The organism is Sporosarcina sp. SAFN-015, assembly GCF_059415085.1.
The window spans coordinates 166265-181928 of the sequence record NZ_JBPFDR010000008.1 but is presented as its reverse complement, the minus strand read 5'-3'; the positions used below and the strand labels follow the sequence as shown (position 1 = coordinate 181928).

At 43.1% G+C, this 15664-nt stretch carries 13 protein-coding genes; 7 read left to right on the top strand and 6 right to left on the bottom strand.

The window, feature by feature from the left end; all coding sequences use genetic code 11:
- Positions 1–18: 18 nt before the first annotated feature.
- Positions 19–468, bottom strand: a complete 450-nt coding sequence (locus ACR65H_RS14760) for a TlpA family protein disulfide reductase (RefSeq protein WP_440501234.1) — start codon at positions 466–468, stop codon at positions 19–21.
- A 159-nt stretch (positions 469–627) separates the two neighbouring features.
- On the opposite strand from ACR65H_RS14760, the gene ACR65H_RS14755 reads away from it, so the two are divergent.
- The 7 genes from ACR65H_RS14755 (at position 628) to ACR65H_RS14725 (ending at position 7909) form a co-directional block, all read left to right on the top strand.
- Positions 628–2088, top strand: coding sequence for a magnesium transporter CorA family protein (locus tag ACR65H_RS14755; protein WP_440501233.1), 1461 nt, complete (start codon positions 628–630; stop codon positions 2086–2088).
- A 153-nt stretch (positions 2089–2241) separates the two neighbouring features.
- Positions 2242–2784 (top strand): helix-turn-helix domain-containing protein, encoded by a 543-nt coding sequence (locus ACR65H_RS14750; RefSeq protein WP_440501231.1) that lies wholly within the window; start codon positions 2242–2244, stop codon positions 2782–2784.
- A 16-nt stretch (positions 2785–2800) separates the two neighbouring features.
- Entirely contained in the window at positions 2801–3904 is a 1104-nt protein-coding gene (locus ACR65H_RS14745; RefSeq protein WP_440501230.1) for an ABC transporter ATP-binding protein, read from the top strand.
- Positions 3897–4721, top strand: a complete 825-nt coding sequence (locus tag ACR65H_RS14740) for an ABC transporter permease (protein WP_440501229.1) — start codon at positions 3897–3899, stop codon at positions 4719–4721. The genes ACR65H_RS14745 and ACR65H_RS14740 overlap by 8 nt, the downstream gene beginning before the upstream one ends.
- A complete protein-coding gene (locus tag ACR65H_RS14735) occupies positions 4705–5505 on the top strand; it encodes an ABC transporter permease (RefSeq protein WP_440501227.1) in 801 nt (266 codons plus the stop codon). Before ACR65H_RS14740 ends, ACR65H_RS14735 begins: the two co-directional genes overlap by 17 nt.
- The gene (locus ACR65H_RS14730) at positions 5502–6572 is read left to right on the top strand and encodes an ABC transporter substrate-binding protein (protein WP_440501225.1); all 1071 of its coding nucleotides are present in this window, start codon (positions 5502–5504) and stop codon (positions 6570–6572) included. The genes ACR65H_RS14735 and ACR65H_RS14730 overlap by 4 nt, the downstream gene beginning before the upstream one ends.
- Before the next feature lie 179 nt (positions 6573–6751).
- Positions 6752–7909, top strand: a complete 1158-nt coding sequence (locus tag ACR65H_RS14725) for an MFS transporter (RefSeq protein WP_440501262.1) — start codon at positions 6752–6754, stop codon at positions 7907–7909.
- 40 nt (positions 7910–7949) lie between these two features.
- On the opposite strand, the gene ACR65H_RS14720 is transcribed toward ACR65H_RS14725, so the two are convergent.
- Genes ACR65H_RS14720 through ACR65H_RS14700 form a run of 5 tightly spaced genes read right to left on the bottom strand, consistent with a single transcriptional unit; the run spans position 7950 to position 15656 of the window.
- Entirely contained in the window at positions 7950–10547 is a 2598-nt protein-coding gene (locus ACR65H_RS14720; protein WP_440501223.1) for a VWA domain-containing protein, read from the bottom strand.
- The gene (locus tag ACR65H_RS14715; RefSeq protein ID WP_440501222.1) at positions 10531–12297 is read right to left on the bottom strand and encodes a vWA domain-containing protein; all 1767 of its coding nucleotides are present in this window, start codon (positions 12295–12297) and stop codon (positions 10531–10533) included. The genes ACR65H_RS14720 and ACR65H_RS14715 overlap by 17 nt, the downstream gene beginning before the upstream one ends.
- A gap of 14 nt (positions 12298–12311) precedes the next feature.
- Complete coding sequence (locus ACR65H_RS14710) at positions 12312–13184, bottom strand: DUF58 domain-containing protein (protein WP_440501220.1); 873 nt, start codon at positions 13182–13184, stop codon at positions 12312–12314.
- A complete protein-coding gene (locus ACR65H_RS14705; protein ID WP_440501219.1) occupies positions 13184–14176 on the bottom strand; it encodes an AAA family ATPase in 993 nt (330 codons plus the stop codon). Before ACR65H_RS14705 ends, ACR65H_RS14710 begins: the two co-directional genes overlap by 1 nt.
- A gap of 22 nt (positions 14177–14198) precedes the next feature.
- On the bottom strand, positions 14199–15656 hold the full coding sequence (locus ACR65H_RS14700; protein WP_440501218.1) for a DUF8809 domain-containing protein: 1458 nt from the start codon (positions 15654–15656) through the stop codon (positions 14199–14201).
- Between the last annotated feature and the right edge of the window lie 8 nt (positions 15657–15664).

Below are 15664 nucleotides of genomic sequence, written 5' to 3'. Positions count from 1 at the left end.
GTCTCATTGAATGAGATATTATCTATTCATTTCATTCAACATACGGTCAATTCGTTTTTGCAGCATGTGCATACCACTTCGTTCAGTTTGGGAATGCCGCAACTTCCCATATTTATCGAAAATATAATAGGCAGGCACGAATTGATTATCGAATGCATTCGTTAATCTCAACTTGCCGTCAACAAATATTGGTTGTGTCATGTTATGCTGAGCAGCTACTCTTTTAATTTCCTCCAAGTTAAGATCACCTTCCAGGCGTGGCATATGAACTGCAATGATATTCACTTTATCTTTATATCGATTATGAAATTGATTCATATAAGGCATCGCTTCTTTGCATTGACGGCAACTGATCGACCAAAAATGAATAAGTGTCGGTTTGTTGCCGATGAGATCTTCTTTTTCGTAATAACCATTCAACCAAGCCGTTGCTCCAGTCAATTCTGGCATCTGTTCATGCAATCTCATATTGCTTTCCTCCTCCACTTCAATAGATGGTTCACCACTCCCTATTCTATGCGCTTTAATTTGAAATCGGACTAGAATGTTTAACGGCACTTTGTTAAAGGGAACAGTATAGTAGGTGGCTTGCCACGAATAGAGAAACGTACAAAGGAAGGCAATGTCATGCCAATACTAAATAATCTAGAAAAATTAAATATGAGCCGCTCTCATATGACGTTCCTACTTCCTTTCAGCTTTGATCAGAAGAGAAAAACGGAGACGATCAGAAGTTTGGAATCGAGCGGATACACCTATTTTCGGATAGATGAAGCTACAATGGATGAAGGAGCTTTATACGGTCACGGAATTGAAGTTTTGGGTAAGGAGCTTGAACAATACTTTTATCCCTACATTGAACATAAACTTTTCCCTAGTTCTCCAACACTTAAAGGATTTCATCGATATACAGCATGTATCGAGAAGAAGCATGCGATGCAATTAAGAGAAGAGCTATATGACTTTTTCATGAGAAGCATCGATATTATTTTTTGCCCTTTCGGAATTGCTTTCCTCTCATTGAGAGTTGAAATGGAGGATATATCCGCAGATTTGAGCGATGTCCTCGATTTTATCCAACATTTTCGAGCAATCGAGCCAAATTTAGAAGAAAATAAAGGCGCGATGATTGTCATGCCTGAAACCGGTCAAACAATTTCCATCCAAGATTACTTATTCGAACAGCTATGCCCTTTCTTGAAAAAGTCTGTCTTACATGAAAAGAAATTGGATGGTCATTTTGGTTCCCTTCCCTATTTTGAAGATGAAAGGATGTTCGTTTCAACCTTTCTCATTACAGAAACAGAAGAGTCAATTTCTGAGGAGCATTTGTTCCGGATTGGCAATGTAAACGGTAAAACACCTGAAGGAGCCCCGTTCATTTCTGCAACAAATCCGGAATATATCCGCCGTTCATTGTCGGAAACATTGCATGATCGTTGGGCGCCCCATTTGTATATGATAGCGACCGATCATAGCTTTTCAGTTGTCTCTAATCGTCCAGCTAATGAATTAACAAATGAATTATCACAATTCATGGGAACGCATTATTATAATATGCTTCTTCACTACTTTTACAAAGTCATGCTGTTGCGTTTCTCCTTCGAATATAGTGAAATTGAATGGAAAAAAGATGAGTTTTACGTCAAATCACTTATCAAATTGATCAACGTTTTTTCATCTTGGTATTATTTCTTAGAAATTAGCACACGCACTGAAGGCAAGGAACTATCAGCCTTATTCAGGAGAACTTTTCATATCGATGCACTTTTCAAAGAAGTGAACACAACTTTGTCGGAATTGTATAAGAGCCAGGAAAACAGTCAAGCAACCCGTGTTAATACGCTATTGTTCATTTTGACGATATTCACTGTTATATCCGGTATTTACGGCATGAATCTCGTCATCCCGGATTGGGAAGCTCCTTCTGGTTGGAAGGAATATTCTTCCTATACGGTCTTCGAATGGATTTCACTTGCCACTGCCGTAATTGGAATCGGCCTATCGGCTTACTTGATTTTATCCACTTTCGGAAGGATCTTCTTGCAATGGCTGCGTAAAAAGAAACTTAACATACATGACGAATAGAATGACGATACGCCGGAATCCTCTAAAGGGATTCTGGCTTTTTTTAAATTCAACTTGATTTTCAAGCGCAATTTTGTATAATAAGGTAGGTTTATAGTAAACAGGAAGTACAGTAATACTAAACTTCATCATGTAAGGAAGGAATTGTCGACCATGCAAATCGGCAGTAAAATCAAAAGTCTTCGATTGAAAAAAGGTCTTACTCAAGAAGAATTAGGAGAGAGGACCGATCTGACAAAAGGTTATATTTCTCAGCTGGAGCGGGAACTCACCTCCCCATCCATCGAAACTCTCTTTTCACTTTTAGAGGTGCTTGGGACAACACCGAAGGAATTTTTTGATGAGCCTAAGAAAAATATGAAGGTCGTCTACTCTCCTGCCGATCAAACTACATACGTCAATGATGAGCTGAAGTATAGCATCCGATGGCTTGTCCCCCGCTCAAATGAGAATGAGATGGAACCAATCCATATTACATTCTCTACAGACGGGGAATTTAAACAATTTGAGCCATCCCTTGCCGAAACATTCATCTACGTTCTTTCCGGGAAGGTGGAAATCGAACTTGGGGAACGGACGTTCACTGCTGTAAAGGGCGATTCGGTCTATTATGAAGCATTTGACAATCATCGGATTTTAAATGCAAATGAAGGTCCGAGCGAATTGCTCCTCGTTGCGACAGAATCTTATTTATGAAGGGGGAAATACCACAATGACAAATCAGCCAATTATCCGTTTTGAAAACGTCATGAAGAAATACGGCGATGACACGACCGTATTGGATAATGTCTCATTTGAAATGGAGCGCGGAAAATTTTATACATTATTAGGTCCTTCGGGATGCGGTAAGACAACAATCCTGCGATTGATAGCAGGGTTTATTGAACCATCAGAAGGATCCATTTTCTTTAACGGTAAAAAAATCAATGACGTTCCGGCGAATGAACGCCAAGTAAACACTGTATTTCAAGATTACGCGCTCTTCCCCCACTTGAATGTATATGAAAATATTGCATTCGGTTTACGGATTAAAAAAGTGAAAAAGGACGAAATTGATTCGAGAGTTAAGGAAGCGTTGAGATTCGTCAATTTGGCAGGTTATGAAAATCGAGAAATTACAGAGATGTCTGGCGGTCAACGGCAACGAGTCGCAATTGCACGAGCTATCGTCAATGATCCTGAAGTCATTTTACTAGATGAGCCGCTATCCGCTCTTGACTTGAAGCTTCGTTCAGAAATGCAGTATGAGCTTCGTGAATTGCAGCAGCGCCTCGGCAAGACGTTTGTATTCGTCACTCATGATCAAGAGGAAGCACTCGCCATGTCCGATGAAATCTTCGTTATGAATATGGGAGCAATTCAACAATCAGGCACTCCTCTTGATATCTATGACGAGCCGATCAACCGATTCGTCGCCGACTTCATCGGAGAATCGAATATTGTTTCGGGCAGGATGATCGAAGATTATGTCGTTGAATTTACAGGTAAACGTTTCGACTGTGCGGATGCGGGACTACAGCCGAATGAAAAAGTCGATATCGTTCTTCGCCCGGAGGACTTGGAAATTACGACAGTCGATAAAGGAAAATTGAATGTGACGGTCGATACCCAACTGTTCCGAGGGGTTCATTATGAACTGTCGACATACGATCAGGACGGGAATGAATGGCTTGTCCATTCCACAAAGAAAGCGGAAGTCGGAGAGCAAATCGGACTTGATTTCAACCCGGAAGACATCCATGTCATGCGCTTGAACGAATCGGAGGAAGATTACGATGCAAGGCTTGAATCCTATGGAGTGAACGCCGATGAATAAGTCACGCCTGCGTTCTCTTTATTCGATTCCTTATACAGCTTGGATCCTGTTGTTCGTCCTAGCTCCGATCGCATTAGTCGTCTATTATTCCTTTTTCGACTTGGCAGGCAACTTCACGCTGGCGAATTACCGAAACTTTTTTACGTCCGTCTATCTTAAACTGACGATCAGCTCGTTTTGGTATGCATTCCTTATTACATTCTTTTCATTGCTGATCGCCTATCCGACGGCGTACTTGATAACAAAGACGAAACATAAGCAGCTTTGGCTTCTGCTTATCATTATCCCATCGTGGATCAACTTATTGCTGAAGACATATGCTTTCATCGGGTTAATGGGTCTATACGGCCCGCTGAATGCATTTTTGGAGGCTGTTGGCATTGGCAAGCAGCAAATACTATTCACGGACTTCAGCTTTGTATTCGTTTCCGTGTATATATTCATTCCGTTCATGATTTTGCCGATATTCAACGCTCTCGATAAATTGAACCCGGCGTTAATCGATGCTTCGCGTGATCTCGGTGCAAATTCTTGGACGACCTTTAGAAGAGTCATCTGGCCATTGACGACCAATGGAGTGAAATCCGGCATCCAAGTCGTATTCATTCCCGCTTTGTCATTGTTCATGATCACGAGGCTCATTGCCGGAAATAAAGTTATTACACTTGGAACAGCTATTGAACAGCAATTCCTAGTGACGCAAAATTGGGGAATGGGCTCGACAATCGCGGTCTTCCTCATCGTATTCATGTTCATCATCATGCTCGTCACGAATGGAAAAGAAAAGGGGGCGTCGGACAATGGAAAAGCTAGGTAAACTGCCTAAACTATATTTAGCGATCATCTTCATTACCCTGTACGCACCGATCTTCTATTTGATTTTCTACTCATTCAACTCGGGCGGCGGGATGTCCAATTTCGAAGATTTCACATGGGAGCATTACGCCGCTGTTTTTGAGGATAAGCGGTTAATCATCATCGTCCTCAATACAATCATCATCGCACTGCTTTCCGCGTTATTATCAACGGCAATTGGCGTGATAGGCGCTTTGGCTATTTTTTTCATGCGCAATAAAAAAATGAGAAATGCAGTGCTGTCATTGAATAATATTTTGATGGTCAGCCCGGATGTCATCATTGGGGCGTCATTCCTGATTCTTTTTACGATGATTGGCGTGAAGCTTGGATTTGCTTCTGTTTTGATTTCCCATATCGCATTTAGCATACCTATTGTCGTCATTATGGTATTGCCGAAGCTTTCGGAGATGAATATCTCATTGATAGATGCAGCCCTAGATCTAGGGGCGTCCAGGAAAGATGTAATGACGCGGGTCATTCTGCCATTCATTAAACCCGGGATATTCGCTGGATTCTTCCTCGCTTTGACGTATTCGCTCGATGACTTCGCTGTCACGTTCTTCGTGACTGGTAATGGATTCTCGACATTATCAGTTGAAATCTATTCGATGGCAAGGACTGGAATCAGTTTGACAATCAAAGCCCTATCAGGACTCATTTTCATCATTACGGTCGCTTTAGTGCTCGGTTACTATGCGATTAGCCGAAAATCGAAGACGCCTCTCGCGGGGGTGAAGAAATGAAATCCATTATACAATCAGCAATCCTTATAATTATTGTTTCCGGCATATTCCTTTTCATTAACGCCGAGTTGAGCAAAGGGAGCAAGTCAGGCAAAGGTACAATCACTGTCTATAACTGGGGAGAATACATCGACCCGGATCTTATCAAACAATTTGAAGAAGAAACGGGCATCAAAGTCATTTATGAAACATTCGATTCGAACGAAGGCATGATGAGTAAAATCGAACAAGGCGGCACGTCGTACGATATATCGGTCCCTTCTGAATACATGATTGAAATGATGAAGGATAAGGATCTTCTACTGCCAATCGACTACAGTAAGGTCCCGAACATTAAACATATCGATCCTTACTTTTTGGATTTGGCATTCGATCCAGGCAATGAATACTCCGTCCCCTATTTCTGGGGTACAGTAGGGATTGCTTTCAATCCTTCGTTACTTGAAGGACAAACATTTGAGAGTTGGGATGACTTATGGGAACCTTCCTTGAAGCAACGTGTCATCCTTGTTGATAGCGCAAGGGAAACAATCGGCATGGGTCTGAACTCATTGGGCTACTCCCTGAATTCGACCGACCTTGGAGAGCTCCGTGAAGCAACAGATAAACTGAAAACATTAAGCCCGAATGTGAAAGCGGTCATCGGGGATGAAGTCACTCAGCTGATGATCAATAATGAAGCGGCCGTCTCCCTTACATGGTCTGGTCAAGCTGCAGATATGATGTATGAAAATGAAGACATCGATTATGTGGTTCCTGAGGAAGGTTCGAATTTATGGTTCGATAATCTTGTCATTCCGAAAACTGCCAAAAACATTGACGGAGCACATGCTTTTATCAACTTTATGCTCGACCCTGAAGTGGCTGCACAAAATGCCGATTACGTTGGTTATTCGACCCCGAATGTAACGGCACTCGACTTGATGGATCCAGAAGTCGTCGAGGACGAGCGTTTTTATCCTGACGAAGAGACAAGAAGTCATCTGGAAGTGTATAAAAACTTAGGACTTGAATTATTGGGCGTTTATAATGAACTTTTCTTGGAGTTCAAAATGGATATGAAGTAAACTTATTGCCGTTCTTAAACCGGTCCCTCGGTTTAGGGCGGTTTTTATATTCTTGGAGCCTTTTCTGTTAAATAGCGTATTGCTTCTATGGTAAACTGTAGCAACGACAACAATAATTATAGAGGGGCGGATTGCCTTTGGCAGCGAAACAATCGAATAATGCAGCATTATACATATTAATGTTCAATATGTTCATCGCAATGTCCGGTATCGGTCTCATCATTCCAATCATGCCGGAATACTTAGGGACATTCGGTGTAGCCGGAAAAGTACTAGGATTCCTAATTGCAATCTTTTCGTTTGCTCAATTCATCTTTTCACCGATATCTGGGGATTTGTCAGATCGGCACGGAAGAAAGAAGATCATTATTTTCGGCTTATTCATCTTTGGATTATCACAGCTTGCATTCAGCATGTCTACTGAACTTTGGATGTTGTTTGTTTCCCGGTTCTTTTCCGGGATGGGAGCGGCATTCATTGTGCCGCCAATGATGGCATTTGTTGCTGATATTACAACTCTTGAAGGCAGAGGTAGAGGTATGGGGCTGCTAGGGGCTTCCATGTCACTTGGATTCATGATTGGTCCTGGAATTGGCGGGTTCCTATCTAAAATCAGTTTGCTCACTCCTTTTTATTTTGCTGCTGGGGCTTCCGTGTTCGCTGCTCTTCTTTCGATTTTCATTTTACCGAACGTCGCACCGGTCGTTTCGCTAGAGAAAATCAATCAGAAATCGGAAAATATTTTCAAGCAGTTAAAACGCTCGACGACAACTCCTTATTTTGTCATGTTGATCGTCATGTTCGTTTTCTCTTTCGGGCTTGCGAATTTCCAATCGACCATTTCTTTATATGTGGACCATAAATATGGCTATACACCTTCTCAAATAGCGGTGTTAATCACGGTCGGTGGGTTTGTCGGCGTTATTGTCCAAACATTTGTCATTAATCCTTTGTTTAAAAGATACGGGGAAATGCGTGTCATTCTGTTTAATTTGGTCGTTGCAGCTATTTCAATGCTCGCCATTCTGTTCGTTGATATCTTTTGGACGATCCTTCTTGTCGCAACGATTTTCTCGACGGCTACTTCCCTTCTCCGGCCTGCGGTCAATACGCTCGTTTCGAAGCTTGCAGGTGAAGAACAAGGATATGCTGCGGGTATGATGAATGCTTATATGAGCTTGGGAAATATGGTCGGCCCAGCGCTCGCAGGTTCTATTTTCGACATCAATATTACATTCCCTTACATCCTAGGTACCGCTATTCTCTTAATCTGTTTCGGAATTGCAACTGTGTGGTCTAGAAAACACCAACCCCTTCTCGCCTCGACGAGAACATGATAAAACCCTTATCTCCGTGAGCAGGAGATAAGGGTTTTTTCTAACGTTTCTTTTTCGCCTTCAATAATTCGGCGACATGATCTTCCTGTTTGACTGTCGTAACTTCATTCACATCATTCATCTCTTTTCGATCCAGCAAACTTGAAAACATACCGAATCTTCGAAGCGTAATATCAATGAAAAACAAGATCATCGCAGTTAATATAAGCCAATCCGCAATCGGTTTCCGATCCCCACTTTTATACGGATGCGAACGGAAAACCCGCTCAGGATCTTCAAGATGCTCGCCGCCCGTCCGCTCAGAAATTTTCTCAAGCAATGCAACATTTGGTTCTGACGGTTTATATTCCAAACTGTATGGAACCGAAACACCCGCTTCAAATAATCCACCCTTATCATCTGCAACACCGAAGAATACAAGACCAGGGTCCGCATCCAACGTTACTCTTACTTTTCCTGGCGCCAACGGTTCCGACTGGAATGGCACTTCATTTCCTTGCTCATCAACAATCGCAATTTCCAAAAAGGCCGATTTCCTGGAACTATCGGTAATCGTATACGTACCGCCTCGGTCGTGGGTGATCAAATAAGGGACATCTTCATAAGACGGCAGCAATCTCGAAACGGCCGTATTCCAAAAGCTAGAATATCCCTCCCATCTTGCCAGATCCCCGGACCATTTCCCCGTTGAATCGGATGTGAATGCGATTGTACGTCCGAGACCATACATCCACTCTGCAATAACTGGGTCTTCCTTAGGGCTTTCTGCCACGATTGTCGCCGTTCCTTTTGGTGTCGTTGCAATATAGGCATTCATTTGCGGGACGCCTTCCTGGAAGATAGAAGTCCACTCAGGCACGTTGCCCAATGAGACGTAGAAGGGGTCATCTTCAATATATGTCCTAGTAAGCATCGATGTTTCTCGGGTCAAAATGGCTGGAATCGTCGACTCATCAAAAGCGTTATAGAATCTCCCGCCGCCGAGTTCCGCCAATTCTTCCAATAATAAGCTGTCTGCATCGGTACCGATCGCAACAGTCGATAATGAAACATTCGAATTTTTGCCTTCCGCTATAACTTCTTCATAATCCGGAGGCATGGATGATTGGCCATCAGTCAACAGTATAATATGCTTCCTTTGGAGCTTCAAATCTGTCAAGTCCTCATACGCCTTTGCGACAGATGGGAAAATATCAGTCCCTCCACCTGCCGGTATGGACAAAATCTGATCCATTGCGTCTTGTTTATCTTGTAAAGGACCGACAGGGATGACTTCCCAAATTTCATGGTCAAATGCAGTGAAGCCGAAAGTATCATCGTTCCTTAGCAATTCGACCGCTCTTGCTGCCGCTTCCCTCGCAATAACAATTTTTGAACCCGACATACTGCCGGAACGGTCCAAAGTTATGACAAGACCTAGGGACGGCAGCTGCTCCTTCCCTTTCACTTCCATTTCCACAGGCAATAATCGCTCGATCGGAGACTTGAAATAACCTCCTAAACCATAACTCTCATCACCACCGACCATCATGAACCCAGTGCCGAAGCTTTTTACCGCCTGCTCAATGACTGTCATTTTATGTTCTCCAACAAGATGGCCAGGAACATTATCAAAAATAATTGCGCCATATCCTAAATATCCGGACAATGTTTCCGGCAATCTTTCTGCATCCACTATATCTACTTCCATAGCGTTTTGGTCGAGAAGTGACGGAATAACGGAAGGACTCCGCTCAGTCTGTACGACAAGCACTTTAGGAGATTGTTCAAGCATTGTGACGGAAAGCATACGGTTATTTTCTAGAAGTCCATCATCAGGTACAATTAGCTTTGCCTCATACTTCAGAAGACCTGTCCCACTAGCCTCATGATGAAATGCAAATTGGTTTGTTCCTTCGTCTAGAGAAACCGGTTCACTAATAATCTCCTCATCGTTCAAGTTGATCAGCAACTGGCCCACTGTCTGTGTGGATGACTCGACTTCAACACGCAGCAATTGCCTTTCTCCTTCATAAGCGGATCTAGGCGTCTCGAATAATGAAATGGAAGCATCTGCGACATTCGATCGTCTTAGTACGAACGTGTCGATTTGGATATGGCCATTTTCATATTTTGGCAATAGCTCTTCTATAGACCCTTCCGTCTCTAACCCGTCAGACAATAGCACGATCCTCGTTGCAAGACCGGTTTTTGCCACCGCAACAGACAAATCTATCGCTTTGGCAATATTCGTTTCACCTTTCGAGTCTATCGGTTCCAGCTTTGGCATTTCAATAGTAGCGTCGGTCAATCTACTATCTGACCGGAACGTTCCGGCGAATGAGTAAATTCCTACAGATTGATTCGCTTTTCTCGCCTTCAAACTTTCCGCAATCCATTCTTCTGCTAATTGACTCGCATCCGCCACAGAAACGGACCTATCAACAACGAATATGATCTGCTCCTCTTCATCTGGCAGTGTCACATATGGAATGGTAAGGGCAAAGACAATACAAAGGATCACAATGCTTCTAAGGGCATATAGAATCGTCCCTTTACGTGCAAAACGCATGTTGGATGACTTCCAAGCATACACCATGTAAATTGCTATCGGTATGAGCAGCAAAAGCCATAAAGGATTCTCAATTCGGATATCCACGACGTCTTTGCACCTCCCACTCTATTAATAAAAGAAGGAGCACCGGCAAAAGGAAAAGCCATCCAATCATTTGTTTACCTTCTTCTTTTTCAGTTCCTTCAGCAAAGTCCACTCCAAGTTTATAACTGGATCCATAGGAAATTGACTTCTCATCGTGTTCAAGCTCGACGGAAAAATACCTTTCCTTTCCCCCATCCATCAGCTTATAGATCCCTGGTTTAGACGGCGCGACAAAATTTCCGCCTGCTGGATACGTAGCGACATACTCATCATCAATCGTAAAAATTTCAATTCCTTCCGTTCCATTTCCCGTCAATAACGCTTTTCTCTCATTTGGCATGAAAATTCCAGCGATATCACTACTTGATCGCAACATTTCCATCGAACTCCAAAAGAATAACGGAAACGACGGATGCAAAGGCCAATCTGTCAGGCCAATATCCGTCAAGATGATAATATCGCCTCTCGGTGATTTCTGGATGAACGGTTTGCCGTCGATAGAAGCTAAAGTCGAATACCCTTCGAATGGTGGATAGAGAGCGCTCACATAAACATCATCTATTGAAGCAATCGTGAATAATGCATCATTTGATGATTCCACTGGACCCGAAATCGGCTCTGCCGTTGAATCATTTCTGCCGATCAACAGAACTGGCTCTGTTCCATTCTTCAAAAAGGAAGTTTCATTCGTCACGATCATTGCATGGTCTCTTGCTGACGTAATTTCATTCACAGACCCAGAACTAACGGTGAGACCGATCGCTTCAAATGCTTTTTTGACTAGCTCATGCAATTGACTGTCTACGATGACTTCCGATGATTCACTACCAATGACGATAAATGCTTCGTTGTCTGCAGCATAGTCATCTTCCGCCTCGATATGAACATGGAAAGCCGGAAGTAACGGTAAATCCTTGAATGAAAGGAGAGCGTCCGCATCTTCTTCAACTGAAAAATCTTGTTCAGCCAATTTATCTCCCGTCAATCCATTATTGACAATCACCTTCCCCGATTGTTTCAATAATGTTTGATTTGAAAGCTTAACAATCGCCTCTGTACCATCTACAGTATGTATGGCACCAATTTTTTCAATTGCAATATTGTCTAAAGGAACTTCATTGTTATGAACAGTCCAAGTAATCCCATTTTCACTTTCCATAAATATGGACCGATCGAGGAAATCTGTAAATATATGAACATCCGCTCCTGTTTGTGATGTAATTGATTTCACTATATCGAGCGACCTTCCAATATGCTCATGCTCATAATTCAATTCCAGCCCGTCAATCGAAGCTAAAACAAGCCGCTCATCGGTCTCTTGACGAAGCAACAAAGCAGGCTCTTTCCCAGTCGTTATGATAGAGAACGATTCACCAGCACGTTCTTCTGCAATCGATCGCATCTTCGTTTTACTTTTTTCCAATAATGATTGATCGCTATCATTGGCAGACATGCTTGCGGAAACATCTACGATAAAAACTGTATGACCATCCGCAACAATATCTTTCGGCAAAAACGGTTGAAGCAAGATGAATAACAATAGCAACAGTGCCGCCATCTGCAAATAAAATAAAGCGTTCCGCTGCAAATTTTTCAAGTACGGAGAAACTTTTGTCTCCCGCATTGATTGTTCCCAAAACAGTGTGGAAGATATTGTAGTCGTTACAAACTTCTTCCGAAAGAAATAATAAAGAAGGACGGCCAACGGGAAAATTGCCGTCCACACATTACTAATTTGATCAAACCCCACTTAGCCGCCCCCTTTCAGCGCAACCATCCTGCATGCCTCATCTTTTTTGTAAAACAATCCATTGCACCTTCTGATACTTCTGTACGCATTAGCTGGATTCCGTATTTTCTCGCCAATGCTGATAATCCCGCTTCATGTTTCAATTTCTTTTCTTTATATTCTTTGACGATTCGTTGACTCATCGAAACTTCAACGACCGATCCTTTTTCCACATCGACAAGGCGCACATCACCTTCGTATTCTGGAAACTCTTCTATCGGGGAGTGAACTGTCAAAATTCGTACATCCTTACATACACCGGGCAACCTTCTGAACAGCCGCTCCCATTTGTCTATCTGCTCCAAGCCATCTGTAATAATGAATAAGACTGTCATTGCCTTCGGAACATGCTTAATGAGTTGATCTGCAAATTCACCTTCGAAAATCGGTTCTTGTAATTGCGATACGAATTTTGAAAACGATGCCCGATGCAATGCCCCTTTTTTCCGAAAGAAATAATTCTGGTCAGCAGACCATGTCGAAAACGAAACAGTGTCGCCACTTCTTAACGCGATATGTCCTAACCCGATCGCCAGTTGACGTGCAAAATTCCATTTTCCATCCGTCCCCATCGATTTAGTGGAATCAAGCAGTATATGTACCCGCATTTCTTGTTCATCTAAAAACTGCTTGATGAATGGTTTATCGGTGCGCGCAAACACATTCCAGTCAATATGACGCAAATCATCGCCTGGGTGATATTCTCTGAAATCCGAAAAATCTAAAGAAGTTCCCGTTTTACTGGAACGATGCATCCCTTTATGATGTCCTAGCTTTCTCGCTCTCGATATGATGGATAACCCGCCTAAACGTTTGGATAATCGATCAGGGAAAAGTTCTTCTCTCATTACACTTGCGCTCCTTGGCGGATATCCTCCAATAATCGATCGATAAGTTTATCGACATCAATTCCTTCCGCTTCCCCCTCATAATTGATAAGGATACGGTGTCTTAAAGCCGGTTTGGCGACAGTTTTAATATCGGCAATTGATACGTGGAAACGGCCTGCCATTAACGCTCTTGCCTTTGCCAATCGAATGATGGACTGTAATCCACGAGGTCCGCTTCCGTACTGGACATATTGGCTCCAATCGTCTTCGCTGTCAGTTCGGTGATGTGTCGCCGATACTAGATCGACGGCATAATCCATCATCTCGTCTGCAATGACAATTGTCTTCGCCATTTCCTGGGCCAAAATAATCGATTCTGTATCCATCACTTTTCGAATAGATACAGTTTTCGGTCCGGTTGTTCGTAGCATTATTTCCTTTAACTCTTCCTTTACGGGATAAGGAAGTAGAATCTTACATAAGAACCGGTCCATTTGCGCTTCTGGCAATGGATATGTCCCTTCCATTTCAATCGGATTCTGTGTCGCAAGAACAAAGAATGGTCTGGACATTTTCCGGGTTTCACCAAGGACGGTTACGGTTTTCTCACCCATCGCTTCAAGCAAAGCACTTTGAGTTTTCGGAGTGGCACGGTTAATCTCATCGGCCAGCACCATTTGACTAAATATCGGTCCTTCTTTAAATACAAAACGTTGAACTCCGTCTGGATTCCGTTCTAAAATGCTTGTTCCTGTAATGTCTGCAGGCATGAGATCCGGTGTGAATTGAATACGGGAAAATGACAAATCCAACACTTCAGATATTGTGCGGATCAGCATTGTCTTTCCTAAGCCAGGCAACCCCTCCAATAAGGCATGCCCTTCTGCCAATATAGAATATAGCGAAAACTCGACAGCTTCCTGCTGACCTACAATGAACTTACCGATTTCTTCTCTCACTTCTGCAAGCGTACTGCTCATTTCTTCAAATTGTTCAGGTGAAAACGACATTTGTACATCTCCCATCCATTAATCATTCAATTGATGAAAAGTAATCAGAAAGGACTCGTTGTAAGTCCGCAGGAAGATTCATTTTATCTGACCCTTTTAAATAGGCGTCCTTATAACTTCCGACCACTTCTTGATATGGCCGCAATGTTCCACGTTCAACAAGGCCATCACGCTCATTCTCTTCAACGAATTCCCCTTCCCCTAGCTCACCGCCTACAACAGAAGGGTCATTGTAACTTCCTATTCTATCGAAGGGAATGGAAAGTAAGTCGCGTCCACCTTTCCCTGTTCCCGTGCCAGACCCTTGTCCTTGACCTTGTCCTTGGCCCTGTCCTTGACCTTGACCCTGTCCCTGTCCTTGACCCTGTCCTTGACCTTGGCCTTGGCCTTGACCTTGACCTTGGCCTTGACCCTGACCTTGGCCTTGGCCTTGGCCTTGACCTTGGCCTTGACCCTCGCCTTGACCTTCGCCCTGACCCTCACCTTGACCCTGGCCTTCGCCTTGACCTTCGCCCTGACCTTCGCCCTGGCTCCCTCCATTGTTGCCGCCGGATTGAGACTGTCCCTTGCCAGGCTTTGCGTTAGAACCCGTTTGATCAGTGTTTGCCGTGGACGGAGTTCCAGCACTTGCCAAAGCGGGAAGCGATGGGGCTTTACCTATTTTATTCAATGCACTTTGCGCTTTCCCCGCTTGTTGTGCGAGCTGGTCAACAAGCGATTTTAGTTCCTCAAGCTCCAATTCCTCTTTTTCACTTAAGCCTTCTTCAGAGCCTTCCTTTTTTTCAGTCAATCTCTGTTCCTTCAGCTTAAACTCTTTTTGCTTCTTCACTAATTCTCTTAACGTTTCATCTGTCGTTTCAGTCTCTTTCAGTTTCTCCGCCAGCTTTGCCAATTCTTTTTTCTGTTCAGGATTTTTTTCCTTCTTTCCTAAATCGGCCACTTCCTTTTTCAATTCCTCGATGATTACCTTTTCCTTAGCGACAGCTTGTGCTTCCTGCTGTGCTTCTGAAGGAAACATGAGCAGAAGGACGAATGTGGCGAGAAAAATTAGAAAACCTGAAAGCGTTTTTCCGTTAATATATCTTTTTTCTCGTTTCTTGAATTGCGGATAAGCTATGTCCACCGCCTTTTCCGCTCTTCGCACAATCGCCTGACCAAAATCCGAATGTCGAACGCGATCATCCAATGCGGTTACAAGTAAATTGTCAGGTACATAATGATCCAGCTTCCAAACAGCCTCTTCTCGGCTGACATTCTTAATGAACAGCACGATGATCGTTGCAACGATAGCTGTTATAGCAATCCCGAATGTTATCCATTCATAATGAGGTAATATGAACAGTCTGGAAGCAGCTAGGAACAATGAAGACAACAAGGCAGTCATGAAAAGTCCTGCTTGCAGCATACGGACAGATCGCTCGAAGCGCAATGAACTTAGGGCCCTTCCAACATATCGATGTAATGCTGATTTCTCTTCCATCCGTTTCA

What these genes read in the sequence shown, in the direction of transcription:
- ACR65H_RS14750 (WP_440501231.1), top strand. Translation starts at nt 2,242, where the DNA reads ATGCAAATCGGCAGTAAAATCAAAAGTCTTCGATTGAAAAAAGGTCTT.
- ACR65H_RS14760 (WP_440501234.1), bottom strand. Translation starts at nt 468, where the DNA reads ATGAGATTGCATGAACAGATGCCAGAATTGACTGGAGCAACGGCTTGG.
- ACR65H_RS14745 (WP_440501230.1), top strand. Translation starts at nt 2,801, where the DNA reads ATGACAAATCAGCCAATTATCCGTTTTGAAAACGTCATGAAGAAATAC.
- ACR65H_RS14700 (WP_440501218.1), bottom strand. Translation starts at nt 15,656, where the DNA reads ATGGAAGAGAAATCAGCATTACATCGATATGTTGGAAGGGCCCTAAGT.
- ACR65H_RS14740 (WP_440501229.1), top strand. Translation starts at nt 3,897, where the DNA reads ATGAATAAGTCACGCCTGCGTTCTCTTTATTCGATTCCTTATACAGCT.
- ACR65H_RS14735 (WP_440501227.1), top strand. Translation starts at nt 4,705, where the DNA reads ATGGAAAAGCTAGGTAAACTGCCTAAACTATATTTAGCGATCATCTTC.
- ACR65H_RS14705 (WP_440501219.1), bottom strand. Translation starts at nt 14,176, where the DNA reads ATGTCGTTTTCACCTGAACAATTTGAAGAAATGAGCAGTACGCTTGCA.
- ACR65H_RS14730 (WP_440501225.1), top strand. Translation starts at nt 5,502, where the DNA reads ATGAAATCCATTATACAATCAGCAATCCTTATAATTATTGTTTCCGGC.
- ACR65H_RS14755 (WP_440501233.1), top strand. Translation starts at nt 628, where the DNA reads ATGCCAATACTAAATAATCTAGAAAAATTAAATATGAGCCGCTCTCAT.
- ACR65H_RS14710 (WP_440501220.1), bottom strand. Translation starts at nt 13,184, where the DNA reads ATGAGAGAAGAACTTTTCCCTGATCGATTATCCAAACGTTTAGGCGGG.
- ACR65H_RS14725 (WP_440501262.1), top strand. Translation starts at nt 6,752, where the DNA reads ATGTTCAATATGTTCATCGCAATGTCCGGTATCGGTCTCATCATTCCA.